General features: G+C 29.9%; 12 protein-coding genes. All 12 read left to right on the forward strand.

Annotation, left to right across the window (positions count from 1 at the left end; all coding sequences use genetic code 11):
• Positions 1 to 183 precede the first annotated feature (183 nt).
• On the forward strand, positions 184 to 1,305 hold the full coding sequence (recA, locus tag ACEG17_RS04670) for a recombinase RecA (RefSeq protein ID WP_372582752.1): 1,122 nt from the start codon (positions 184 to 186) through the stop codon (positions 1,303 to 1,305).
• Entirely contained in the window at positions 1,295 to 1,903 is a 609-nt protein-coding gene (locus ACEG17_RS04675) for a regulatory protein RecX (protein WP_372582753.1), read from the forward strand. Before recA ends, ACEG17_RS04675 begins: the two co-directional genes overlap by 11 nt.
• Before the next feature lie 20 nt (positions 1,904 to 1,923).
• Entirely contained in the window at positions 1,924 to 2,670 is a 747-nt protein-coding gene (locus ACEG17_RS04680) for a lysophospholipid acyltransferase family protein (RefSeq protein ID WP_372582754.1), read from the forward strand.
• 48 nt (positions 2,671 to 2,718) lie between these two features.
• The gene (locus ACEG17_RS04685; RefSeq protein ID WP_372582755.1) at positions 2,719 to 3,312 is read left to right on the forward strand and encodes an XTP/dITP diphosphatase; all 594 of its coding nucleotides are present in this window, start codon (positions 2,719 to 2,721) and stop codon (positions 3,310 to 3,312) included.
• Between the two features lie 111 nt (positions 3,313 to 3,423).
• Entirely contained in the window at positions 3,424 to 3,945 is a 522-nt protein-coding gene (locus tag ACEG17_RS04690; protein ID WP_006804757.1) for a hypothetical protein, read from the forward strand.
• A gap of 29 nt (positions 3,946 to 3,974) precedes the next feature.
• Positions 3,975 to 5,141 (forward strand): alanine racemase, encoded by a 1,167-nt coding sequence (gene alr / locus ACEG17_RS04695; RefSeq protein ID WP_372582756.1) that lies wholly within the window; start codon positions 3,975 to 3,977, stop codon positions 5,139 to 5,141.
• 65 nt (positions 5,142 to 5,206) lie between these two features.
• Positions 5,207 to 5,929, forward strand: a complete 723-nt coding sequence (locus ACEG17_RS04700) for a hypothetical protein (RefSeq protein WP_372582757.1) — start codon at positions 5,207 to 5,209, stop codon at positions 5,927 to 5,929.
• A gap of 1,136 nt (positions 5,930 to 7,065) precedes the next feature.
• Positions 7,066 to 8,307, forward strand: a complete 1,242-nt coding sequence (pepT, locus tag ACEG17_RS04705) for a peptidase T (RefSeq protein WP_372582758.1) — start codon at positions 7,066 to 7,068, stop codon at positions 8,305 to 8,307.
• Between the two features lie 34 nt (positions 8,308 to 8,341).
• Complete coding sequence (locus ACEG17_RS04710; RefSeq protein ID WP_372582759.1) at positions 8,342 to 8,974, forward strand: hypothetical protein; 633 nt, start codon at positions 8,342 to 8,344, stop codon at positions 8,972 to 8,974.
• Positions 8,975 to 9,090: 116 nt separating this feature from the next.
• Positions 9,091 to 10,116 (forward strand): tetratricopeptide repeat protein, encoded by a 1,026-nt coding sequence (locus tag ACEG17_RS04715; RefSeq protein ID WP_372582760.1) that lies wholly within the window; start codon positions 9,091 to 9,093, stop codon positions 10,114 to 10,116.
• A 46-nt stretch (positions 10,117 to 10,162) separates the two neighbouring features.
• A complete protein-coding gene (locus ACEG17_RS04720; protein WP_147005057.1) occupies positions 10,163 to 10,921 on the forward strand; it encodes an SDR family NAD(P)-dependent oxidoreductase in 759 nt (252 codons plus the stop codon).
• A gap of 175 nt (positions 10,922 to 11,096) precedes the next feature.
• Positions 11,097 to 12,572 (forward strand): IMP dehydrogenase, encoded by a 1,476-nt coding sequence (guaB, locus tag ACEG17_RS04725; protein ID WP_372582761.1) that lies wholly within the window; start codon positions 11,097 to 11,099, stop codon positions 12,570 to 12,572.
• Positions 12,573 to 12,579 lie beyond the last annotated feature (7 nt).

Genomic DNA, 12,579 nt, shown 5'->3' on the forward strand with positions numbered 1-12,579 from the left:
CAAGGAAAATCAGTAGGTTAAAGATACATTAGGGAAGAAATATTTTTTTTAATATATTTTTGTAACAAATGTTTGACATCTATACAAAAGAAATCAAAAATAGAAAAGAAAAAATATATAAAAAGAAATCAAATTGTGATATAATAATGTTTGGAATATAATAATAAATAAGGAGAGGGTATAATGGCTAGAAAAAAAGCTGAAGAAAAAGAAAAGGATGATAAAGCGTTAAGCGAAAAGGAGAAAATGCTTGACTTGGCACTAAAGCAGATTCAGAAGGACTATGGTGATGGTGCTGTAATGAAACTTGGTGAAAATCAGAAAATGAATATAAGGGCTATTTCTACAGGAAGCTTGAATTTGGATATAGCGCTTGGAATTGGTGGGGTGCCAAGAGGAAGAATTGTTGAGATTTATGGAGCGGAATCTTCAGGGAAAACAACACTTGCACTTCATATTATTGCGGAAGCTCAGAAGGCTGGAGGAACGGTGGCATTTATTGATGCGGAACATGCTTTAGATCCAGTTTATGCAAAGGCTCTTGGAGTAAATATTGATGAACTTTTAATTTCACAGCCTGATACAGGGGAGCAGGCACTTGAAATTTCAGATATGCTTGTAAGAAGTGGAGCAATGGATGTAATTGTTGTCGATTCAGTTGCGGCACTTGTTCCAAAAGCTGAAATTGAAGGAGAGATGGGCGATCAGCAAATGGGGCTTCAGGCAAGACTTATGTCAAAAGCACTTAGAAAATTAACAGGAAGTATCTCAAAATCTGATACAGTTATGATTTTTATTAACCAAATAAGAGAAAAAATTGGAGGATTCTCATTTGTTCCAGGAGTCCAGACAACGACTTCAGGAGGACGTGCTTTAAAATTCTTTTCAACTGTAAGAATGGAAGTAAAAAGAGTAGGTTCTGTTAAGCAGGGAGACGATGTTATTGGAAGTGAAGTTGTAGTAAAAGTTACGAAAAATAAAGTTGCACCGCCATTTAAAGAAGCTAAATTTAATGTTATGTATGGAACAGGAATTTCTAAAATTGGGGAAGTACTTGATGCGGCTATTAATCTTGGAATTGCTTCAAAAAGTGGAGCATGGTTCAGTTATGGCGATGAGCGTTTAGGACAGGGACGTGTAAATGTTGAAAATATGCTAAAGGAAAACAAGGAAATATATGAACGGCTTGAAAAGCAAGTGCTTGATGCTATTCGTCCAAAACAGGAAACAGAGCAACTAAAAATAGTAGAAACTGTTGAATCTGAAAATACTGAAAATAAAGAAGCAGAAACAGATGAAGATTAATAAAATTTATCGTAATAAGATATATCTTGATACTGAGGAAATTATGGATATAAGTCCTCTTATCAGGCAGAAATACGATTTAAAGGTAAATGACAATATTGAGAGGTTTTATGATGAGATTTCGTATGAAGCCGCTCTTGAAAAAGGGATTTTTCTGATTTCATTAAAAGACAGGACAAAAAAAGAAATACGATTAAAGCTGGAAGAAAAATTTAGAAACAAGTCAGCTATTTTACAGGCAATAGAGAAGTTGGAAGAACTAAGGTATCTAAATGATCTAAATTATGCTATTTCGTATATTGAAGGCAGAACTTATGGGAAAAATCGTATTTCCTACAACCTTTTTCAAAAAGGAATTGATAAAGTCACAGTTGAAAAGGCTTATCTGACTTTAGATGAGGAAAAAGAAGAAAATGTCGATGACACAAAGTTAGAAAAATTAATTGAAAAAAATAGTAAAAAGATTAATATAAATAATGAGAGGGAAGAAAAAAAAGTAAAGGAAGAACAGAAATTTATACAGTACTTAGCAAGACAAGGTTTTTCCCTTGACAAAATTTTTAGAAAGCTGAAAGAATATAAAGAAAATTATGAATAACGGTAAAGGAGGAAAATCGTATGAGAACGATATTTTACCATCTTGTGTTAGTTGGAACTTTTGTTTATGGAAGTTTTGTTCATATATGGTATCTAATATTCAATAAAGGCGAAAAAAGATATAGATATGTATGCCGAGTAGCCAAAAATTGGGGGAAAAATCTAATTTGGGGAGCTGGAAGCAAAGTAAAAGTTATTTATAAAAATGGCAGTGAAGAAGAAATAAAAAAAATACGAGACACAAAAGAAGCAGTTATATTAATTTCAAATCATCAGAGTAATGTAGATATTCCTGCATTATTAGGATATTTGCCACTTGATTTTTCTTTCATTGCAAAAAAGGAAATGAAAAGATGGCCTGCAATTGGACGTTGGATGCGTTCCTTTGACTGTATATTTTTGGATAGAAAAAATGCAAGACAGGGAATGAAGGATATGAAAGATGCGATAAGTAAAATAAAAAAAGGGCATTCTTATGTAATTTTCCCTGAAGGAAGCAGAAGTGAGGATGGTACAATTGGTGAATTTAAAAAAGGAAGCTTTAAACTTGCAACAGATACAGATGCAAGAATTTTGCCAATCACAATTATTGGAACTTATGAAGTGCAAAGCCGTAAAAGTTTAAAGGTAACGCCAAATAAAAATATAAAAATTGTTGTGGATAAGCCAGTAGATTTAAAACCTATGTCAAGAGAAGAAAAAAAGGAAGTTCACAATATTGTAAATAAAATTATAAAAGATAATTATACAGAAGAAAAAAATCTTTAGGTGGGGGTAAGTATACCCCTATTTTGCGTGAGAAAGGAAAGCGATACAATGAAAGTATTTTTAGCGACTAAAAATAAGGGAAAAATAAAAGATTTTGAAAAACTGACAGAAGGGATGGATTTAGAAGTTGTAACAATTTTAGATGGACTTGATATTCCTGATGTTGTGGAGGATGGAGAAACTTTTGAGGAAAATTCACGAAAAAAGGCAAAGGAAATTGCGGATTATACAAATATTGTAACAATTTCAGATGATTCAGGACTTTGTGTAGATGCTTTAGATGGAGGGCCTGGAGTTTATTCAGCAAGATTTGGAGGAGAAAATGCGACTGACAGCGAAAAGAACCAAAAAATGCTGGAACTTCTGAAGGATGTGAAAAAAGAAAATAGAAAAGCACATTTTGTATCTGTTGTAAGTATTGCCTTCCCAAATGGGGAAATTCATTCGTTTCGTGGAGAAATAGAAGGAGAAATTTTGTTTGAAGCAAGAGGTAATAATGGATTTGGCTACAATCCAATTTTTTATTCGTATGAACTAGAAAAATCATTTGGAGAAGCAGATGACGAAGAAAGAAAAAGTGTGAGCCATCGGGCAAGAGCATTTAGAAAGCTCATTGCATCAGGACTTCTGGAAGAAAAATAAATATTAATTGTTTTTCAGACTAAAAAATAGATTTGGATAAATTATAAATTTTGATTTCAGTTTTTAGTATTGTTTGTTAAATAAAAAAAGGCTGGAAAGGAGCTGTTTATTATGGAAATTACTAATGAAAAAATTGAACTAAATGGATTAATTCACAAGGGAGTGGATAAAATTCTGATATTAATGGCGATATTGTCTATTGTTTATGGGATAGCATTTACTTTGCTGGAAAAAATTCCAGTTGCAAGGACAATTTCAGCTTTTTTGCCAGTTGCTGCCATTGTTGTCTGGATTTTGTTTATTTTTTTGAGAATTGACAAGTTAAAAGTTGAAAATGGGGCAGTTTCATTAAATGGAAAAAATTTGGATAGTAAAAATACGACAGGATACATGGATAAATATGTGGGAACACCAAGAATACATTTGACAGTTAATGGAGAAAAAATATTATTCGAACCGTATGTAAACCGTTACAGTAGAAGCGACACTTCTAATAAAATCACAGCAATCGGATTTTTCCTAAAAGAGAAAGGAATACCTGAAATACAGTATCAAAAAATTTATCGTAAAATCCTGCTTTTGAGATTAGTTATCCTTTTAGGAATAATGGCTCCATTAATAATAACAGTTTAGGAATTTGTCAAGGAGAGAAACAATAAAAAATGTTAGTAAATTTGGAAATAAATAGGGAAAATCTAAAAAGGAACTTGGGAAAAATACGTTCTATAAATAAAAATATCGTTTGTGTAATTAAAGATAATGCTTATGGACTGGGAATTGAAAATATTTTTCCTATATTGTTAGAAAATAATTGTAATTACTTTGCAGTGGCATATATTGAGGAAGCGATAAAAATTCGTGAAATTCTAAAAAAATTTGAAAAAGAAAAAAAACTAATTTTTTTGGAAAATAAAAAAATAAAGATAATGGCACTTAATTATATTGAGCCTAAAAATTTGAAATATGTGATAGAAAATAATGTTGAATTTACAATTTTTAATTTTTCACAATTATCCGATTACTTAAAAATTTTGGATAAATCCTTTGAAAATACAGTTTTGAAAATCCATATAAAAATAAACAGTGGAATGAACAGGCTTGGATTTAATGAAAATGAGATTTTGAAATTAATTGAAAAAATAAAAAAATATGAAATAAATTCTAAAAATAACAAACTGGAAATAATCTCGATTTTTTCTCATATTTCAGATGCAGAAAATCAAATTGAAACTGAAAAGCAAGTTGAAAAATATGAAAATATTTTAAAGATATTTGATAAAAATAATGTAAAATACCAGTACAAACATTTGCAGGCAAGCCCGTTACTCTTTAAATATGGACAAAAATACAATTATGATTTTGCAAGGGTAGGAATGGCACTTTATGGAATGGAGCCTTTATCTTATGATGTGGGATTATTAGACGTTATAACAGTAAAATCACAAATTATAAACATAAGAAACGTGAAAAAAAATGATAAAATTTCCTATGGAAGTAAAGGCATTGTAAACAGAGACTCTAAAATAGGCATTGTATCAATAGGCTATGCACATGGATTTCAAAAGCAAATTGAAAATTCAGAAGAAGCATATGTTTTAGTAAATGGACAGAAGGCAAAAATTATTGGAGAAATTTGTATGGATATGATTTTTGTTGATTTAACGGACATAGAAAATGTGGAAGTAAATGATGAAGTTGTAATTGTTGGAAGTCAGAAGAATATTGAAAATGGAATTACCAAGAGAATAACGTTGAGGCAAGTGGCAAAGTGGGCTGGGACTATACAGGATGATGTGCTGACTAAGTTTTCGGGAATAAAAAAACAGTAGATTGATTTGGATTTGAATTTTTTTATATTTATATCACGCGAATTACTAATGAAAAGAGGTGTTAGATGCCAAGTGAAAATGTGAAATGGAAACGGGAAAGCATTATAATGAAATGGATTGAAGTCGGATTTTTTCATGAAGATTTAGGCAATTGGATTTATAATGACAGGTATGAAATAGAGATGATTCAAATTATGAAAAAAGATAAGGTCGTATTTTGGGGTGAAGAATATAATTTAAAGTGGAGAAATTATTATGGAGAAAACAAAAATGAGGAGAAATACAACTGGGAACTTACTAATGGTGAGAATGTTTACTTGCGTAGATTTGGAAATATGATTTATACTGTTCCAAATTATCTTGAGGCACACGAAAAACATTATTTTTTCACATCTATGGGATTTACTGTGGAAAATATGAAACTGATATATTCTAATAAGGAAATATTGGAAATAGAGATTTTGACACTAAAGGATGTTATCTATCAATGGTTATTTACGAGTCATTACAGTGATGATTTTATAAATAATTTGAAAGAATATGCAAGTGCATTAATAAATCAGATTTATTTTGTTGATGATGAAAGAATAGATGAGAATATTGAAAAAAATTTTAGAAAAATAGTTAATTTGGAAGAAAAAGAAGTAAAACTTGAAAAAATAGATATTTCTAAATTTGAAACGGTTGATGTATATTTAGAAAATAGAACAGTTTGGAAGGCATTTTTACGAAAGAATGAAAAGTTATATTTAAATACGGATGTTGATGTCAGCATTCGGATATTGTAGAGAATTTTGAAATAAAATTTAAAGATTAGAATAATTTAGATTAAACAATAAATTTAAAGAGAAAACTTTATTAGAAAAAATACTAGAATCATGGTTTGAGTAACTGTGATTTTTTTATAATTTGATAACTTTGTTAAAAAAAATTAAATTTAATTCTTAAGTATCCATCTTAAAGATTTTTGTAATTTTATTTATAAATATTATTATTAATAAATGTTTTTTCTTATTTCATTTATATGTTTTTTTAACGTAAGGGCATCAGACGCCATGCCCTTACAACCCCGCTTACGCAAAACTTTCTTATAAAGAAAAAATAAAACTCGCTTCGTAAAACTACGCTCACTTTCGCAAATAAGAGTTATTTTAACATAAATAAGTTCTATCATTATAAAAATTATGGCGAAAGAAATACATTCGTATTTAGTTATTTTTCCTTTAACGAAATTTTGCTTATTTAATATTTTCTAAATACAAAAGCCTAGAATTTAAATATAGTAATCTATATAATTTAGCATAGAATGTCGTGATTTTTTTGGAATAAAAACGACTAAACACATTTATGTGTTTCTTTCGCCAGAACCTTCATAGTAAATATATTTTATAGAGCTGCTCTAATCTTTATTTGCGAAAGTGAGTGTTAGCGAGTTTCGTTTTCGTAGTAATTTAGGTTTATCCAAATAATAAATGTTTAGGCTACTTTCCCAAATAAAATTTGGGAATATTTCAAAAAAATGCTTAGACGAGCCAGGGTTAGTGCGTAGCACTTTCGCCATTCTCTTTAATATTCTATTAGTTAAATATGTTAAAATAACTATTATTGCGAAATGACGGGAAATGGCGATTGATTTCCCTTGCTTATATAAAAAGAAAAAACATGGAATTATGAAAAAATATTTATTAATAATCATAGATTGTATAATATATTGCGACAAACTAAAAAATGACTTTGATTTCATAACTTTTTTGATTTTTGCTCTTTAAATAGGAAATAGTATTAATAAAAATATTATTCTATAATTATATAGTTTATATTTTTATAAATTTATTTATAAATTATTTGATTAGCATTGAAAAAAACTGTAAAAAATTGTAAAATAGGTTATAATTATAAAATATGGAGAAAGTAGGGAAAATAAATGGATTTGAACAAATATGAAACATTAAAGGATAGATTTTTGAAATATGTAAAGATTGAAACTAGATCGAATGAAAAAAGTGAGAGTATTCCATCGACACCAACACAGCTTGAATTTGCCAAAATGCTTGTAAAAGAGCTGGAAGAAATAGGGATGGAAGATGTGTATGTGAATGAAAATTGCTTTGTTAATGCGACTTTGAAAAGTAATGTTGATAAAGATGTGAAAACTATTGGATTTATTGCACATATGGATACTGCTGATTTTAATGCAGTTAATGTAAATCCACAGATTGTGGAAAACTATGATGGGAAAGATATTGTCTTGAATACGGAACAAAATATTGTATTATCTACTCATGAATTTCCAAATTTAAAGGAATATGTTGGAAAAACTGTAATTACTACTGATGGAACAACACTTCTGGGAGCTGATGACAAGGCTGGAGTTGTGGAAATTATTGAGGCTATGAAATATTTGATTAATCATCCAGAAATCAAACATGGAACGGTAAAAGTGGCGTTTGGGCCTGATGAGGAAATTGGGCGTGGAGCAGATAACTTTAATGTAGATGAATTTGGAGCGGATTTTGCTTATACAATGGATGGCGGACCAGTGGGAGAACTTGAATATGAAAGTTTTAATGCAGCTGGAGCTGTATTTAAAATAAGAGGTAAAAGTGTTCATCCAGGAACAGCCAAAGGAAAAATGATAAATGCAAGTTTAATAGCTGCAGAGATTATAAATAGCTTTCCAGCAGATGAAGTGCCTGAAAAGACAGAAGGATACGAAGGATTTTATTTTCTTGAAAAAATTCGTGCAAATTGTGAAGATGCTGAATTATCATACATTTTAAGAGATCACGACAGACAGAAGTTTGAAGAAAAAAAGAAATTTGCTCAAAATGTCGCAAAAAAAATTAATGAAAAATACAAAAAAGAATTAGTAACAGTTGAAATAAAAGATCAATATTACAACATGGGAGAAATTATAAAAGATCACATGGAAATCGTAGAAATAGCCAAAAAAGCAATGGAAAACCTTGAAATAAAACCAATAATCAAGCCAATCCGTGGTGGAACAGACGGTTCAAAAATCTCATTTATGGGACTTCCTACACCAAATATTTTCGCAGGTGGAGAAAATTTCCATGGGAAATATGAATTCGTGGCACTTGAGAGTATGATTCTGGCAACTGATGTGATTGTAGAGATTGTAAGATTGAATGCATTAGAAGAGTAAATTCAAAAAGGGTATACGAAGGAGATATAAATAAATGAAAGTTATAATTTATTTTTTATTATTGCAAGTAGTAATTTTTTCTGAAGCCAAAAAATTAAGAGAAATAACTTATTATGAATATTATCCAGTTATCACAGAGAAAATTAAAACTGGAATGGAAATTCAAATAATAAAAGGATACTGTGTAATTTTTGAAAATAAATGTTCTAATTTTTTGTATGTTCCAAAGTATAAAATAGGCGGAGGATTAGATATAAATGCTATAAAAAAGATAAATATCGATTTATTAAATTTTAAAACAACATTATTTAGTAATGTTTTATTTGATAATAATTATCCATATTTTGACAATGAAAAGCAAATGATATTAAAAAATAAGAATATAAGACAAAAAATTCTAAACCTACGAAAAAAACTTTTAGACTTTGATAAGTTTAATGAAATTAAAAAGAATCAAATTTTGCTGGCAGAAGATGAGTGGATAGAACTTGATGAATTACCAAAGGTTTTTTCAAATTATATTGTAATTAAATTACCAGAACTATCTTTGCCATATATTTTAAATTATAATTCTGTTAAAACAAACAATAAATCTGATTTTGATGATAATCTTTATGAATTGAATGAACAAATTATAGAATTGGTTAATTTACTGGAAATACAATAAAATTAAACCTGAAGAAAAACTTATTAATCAAAAAAGTTTAAAAAAGTAAAAAAATTTGATTTTGAATGCTTAAGGGGGACTTAAGAGTTAAAAATAATAAAAAGGGAGTGATGAGAATGAAAAAATTTTTATTGGTTAGTTTTATTTTATGCAGTTTTTATGGATTTTCGGCAAAGGTAAATACATCAAAAAATAATACTTCGGTAACTGAAAATAAAACTAAAAATATTGGTGAAATGACTATAAAAGAAACAATTGAGAAACTTAGCGAAAGTGATAAGAAAAAATTTAAAGAGATAGACCTGGAAAAAAAGGAACAGAAGGAAGTAGAAGATTTGACTAGAAAAGAGTTAAATGAACTTGGCATTAATAAAAAGTCTATTGAAACAACATTTAAGGCTATTGAGATACAGGATGACTATGAAGAGGCGAAAAAATTGTTTTTACAGGCAATAGAGGAAGACAAAAAAAATTATTTACCATATTATTATTTGGGAATATTAGTTTATCAGCAAGAAAATAATATTAAACGTTCAATGGAGTATTTCGAGAAAGCTATAGAGGCTAATCCCAAAAATCCAATGGCATATAATAATCTTGCAGTAAGATATGGACAAGTGAATATGGAGAAAGAACAGTTGGCTCTTGTTAAAAAAATGATAAAATTATTTCCTGATTTTCCAGAAGGATATTTTTCGTTAGCTGCAATACATTTTCGGAATAAAAATTATTTAGATTCGATAAAATATGTAAAATTAGCAATAGAAAAGTATAAAAAAATGAATAAGCTTGATTACTCTTATATAACAGAATCATTAAAAAATAAATATGAAGCAGATGCTTATTATCTTTTATTTTTAAATTATATTGGAATGGAAAAATATGACGAAGCATTTGAAAATTCTAAAGAAGCTTATATATTTATGGCACAGAAGGATAATGAATTGAGATACACTATGTATGATACGCTTGTTGATATTGCACAAGAGATTAAAAAAACAAATAAAATAAAATACAAGGAATACAGTGCTGTTTTAAACAGTTTACAATTTGCAGAGCAACTAGTAAAAGCAAATAAAGATTTGCAAGAAAGGAAAAGTGGAGATAAAACAATAAACTCTAATCCTTTGAAAATTGATTAAATTAAAAAATTTTAATTTAAAATATGGAATGAAAGGTGTGATTAAAATGTTTGATCTGGCTGGGGAAGTTGCTCTTGTTACAGGTGGGGCAAAAGGCATTGGAAAGGGAATTGCAAAGGCATTGAAGCAGGCAAGGGCAAAAGTGATTATAGGAGACATTGACAAAAATAGAGGAAAAGAAGTTGCAAATGAGATGGGAGTTGAATTTCGTCATTTTGATGTTACAAATAAAGATTTGGTAGATTATACAATTCAAAGTATTTACGAAGAATACGGAAAAATAAGCATACTTTGTTCAAATGCAGGTATTTTTCCTAGAACAAGTATTGAAAAAATGACAGAGAAAGACTGGGATGAAGTACAAAATATAAACATGAAAGGGACTTTTTTTGTAACAAAAGCAGCACTAAAATATATGAAAAAGCAAAGTTATGGACGAGTAATACTGACCTCTTCGATTACAGGGCCTATTACAGGACTATCGGGATGGGCACACTATGGAGCTAGCAAATCCGCTCAACTTGGATTTATGCGAAGTGCAGCTATAGAATATGCAAAATATGGAATTACAGTGAATGCAATTCAACCAGGAAATATTATAAGCGATGGACTTTTAAGCATGGAAAATTCTAAAAGCTATATGAATCAAATAAAAGAAATAATACCAGTATACACTTTGGGAAAACCTGAAGATATAGGGTATACAGCAGTTTTTCTAGCAAGCCGAGAAGCTGGATTTATTACAGGACAAACAATAGTAGTAGATGGCGGACAGGTTCTTTTAGAAACTCTGACTTTTATTTAGCATCTAAATTAACATAAAATAGAAAATCTTTTGAAAAAAAGTATTGAAATTATGACTTATTTCGTGCTAAAATGGTATAATTTAAAAAAGAGTTTTTGTAAAATTTCACTTGGTTTACTAAACTTGCAGGATAAATAATTAAAATTTTAAAAATAAAATGAGGAGGATGTTTAAAATGAGTCAAAAAGATAAAATTGTAATTTCTGAAGGATTGACTTTTGATGATGTACTATTAATTCCACAGGCATCAGATGTGGTACCGCACGAAGTGTCACTGAAAACAAATTTAACTAAAAAATTGGTACTAAATATACCAATACTAAGTGCCGCAATGGATACAGTTACAGAATCAAAACTTGCAATTGCGCTTGCAAGAGAAGGTGGAATTGGATTTATTCATAAAAATATGACAATTGAAAGACAGGCTGAAGAGGTATCAAAAGTAAAAAGATACGAAAGCGGTATGATTACAAATCCGATTACATTAAAAGAAGATGCTATTTTAAAAGATGCAAATGACTTGATGAAAAATTATAAAGTCTCGGGACTTCCTGTAGTTGATAATGATGGTAATTTAAAAGGAATTATTACTAATCGTGACTTGAAATATAGAGAAGATTTATCATTAAAAGTTGTAGATATTATGACGAAAGATAATTTGGTAACTGCCCCTGTTGGAACAACTCTTGAAGGTGCAAAATCTATTCTTCTGGAAAATAGAATAGAAAAATTGCCAATAGTTGAAGGTACTAAATTAAAAGGTTTGATTACAATTAAAGATATTGACAATGTTATAAATTATCCTAATGCTGCAAAAGATGAACACGGTAGACTTAGAGTGGGAGCAGGAGTTGGAGTTGGAACTGATACAGTAAGAAGAGTTACAGCTCTAGTAGAAGCTGGAGTTGATATTATTGCTGTTGATTCGGCACACGGACATTCAAAAGGAGTTATTAATAAAATAAAGGAAATTAGAGAGGTTTTCCCTGATTTAGACATAATCGGAGGAAATATCGTAACTCCAGAGGCAGCGCTTGACTTGATAGAAGCAGGAGTAAATGCAGTAAAAGTCGGAGTTGGACCAGGTTCAATCTGTACAACTAGAGTTGTTTCAGGAGTTGGAGTGCCACAAATTTCAGCTGTAATGAATATTGCACAAGTTTGTAAAGATAAAGGAATCGGACTTATTGCTGATGGTGGAATAAAATTATCTGGAGATGTTGTAAAAGCTATTGCGGCTGGAGCGGACTGCGTTATGCTAGGAGGAATGCTTGCGGGAACTGATGAAGCACCAGGAGAAGAAATTTTGTACAACGGAAGAAAATTTAAGACTTATGCAGGAATGGGATCGCTTGCGGCAATGAAGAGAGGTAGTAGTGACAGATACTTTCAGCTTGAAGCAGCAACAGAAAAATTAGTTCCAGAAGGAATTGAATCAATGGTTCCATATAAAGGTGCATTAAAGGATACAGTTTACCAAATTTGCGGTGGACTTCGTTCTGGAATGGGATACTGTGGAACTGGTACAATTAAGGAATTAAAAGAAAATGGAAAATTTGTAAAAATAACAGGAGCAGGACTGAAGGAAAGCCATCCTCACGACGTTATTATTACAAAGGAAGCGCCAAACTACAATAATTCAAATAACTAGAAAATAT

Source organism: Leptotrichia hongkongensis, from assembly GCF_041538065.1.
GTDB lineage: Bacteria > Fusobacteriota > Fusobacteriia > Fusobacteriales > Leptotrichiaceae > Leptotrichia > Leptotrichia hongkongensis.

Excerpts from the sequence above, each read along its gene's own strand:
- alr (WP_372582756.1), top strand. The coding sequence starts at position 3,975 with ATGTTAGTAAATTTGGAAATAAATAGGGAAAATCTAAAAAGGAACTTG.
- guaB (WP_372582761.1), top strand. The coding sequence starts at position 11,097 with ATGAGTCAAAAAGATAAAATTGTAATTTCTGAAGGATTGACTTTTGAT.
- ACEG17_RS04700 (WP_372582757.1), top strand. The coding sequence starts at position 5,207 with ATGCCAAGTGAAAATGTGAAATGGAAACGGGAAAGCATTATAATGAAA.
- pepT (WP_372582758.1), top strand. The coding sequence starts at position 7,066 with ATGGATTTGAACAAATATGAAACATTAAAGGATAGATTTTTGAAATAT.
- ACEG17_RS04690 (WP_006804757.1), top strand. The coding sequence starts at position 3,424 with ATGGAAATTACTAATGAAAAAATTGAACTAAATGGATTAATTCACAAG.
- ACEG17_RS04675 (WP_372582753.1), top strand. The coding sequence starts at position 1,295 with ATGAAGATTAATAAAATTTATCGTAATAAGATATATCTTGATACTGAG.
- ACEG17_RS04680 (WP_372582754.1), top strand. The coding sequence starts at position 1,924 with ATGAGAACGATATTTTACCATCTTGTGTTAGTTGGAACTTTTGTTTAT.
- recA (WP_372582752.1), top strand. The coding sequence starts at position 184 with ATGGCTAGAAAAAAAGCTGAAGAAAAAGAAAAGGATGATAAAGCGTTA.
- ACEG17_RS04715 (WP_372582760.1), top strand. The coding sequence starts at position 9,091 with ATGAAAAAATTTTTATTGGTTAGTTTTATTTTATGCAGTTTTTATGGA.
- ACEG17_RS04710 (WP_372582759.1), top strand. The coding sequence starts at position 8,342 with ATGAAAGTTATAATTTATTTTTTATTATTGCAAGTAGTAATTTTTTCT.
- ACEG17_RS04720 (WP_147005057.1), top strand. The coding sequence starts at position 10,163 with ATGTTTGATCTGGCTGGGGAAGTTGCTCTTGTTACAGGTGGGGCAAAA.
- ACEG17_RS04685 (WP_372582755.1), top strand. The coding sequence starts at position 2,719 with ATGAAAGTATTTTTAGCGACTAAAAATAAGGGAAAAATAAAAGATTTT.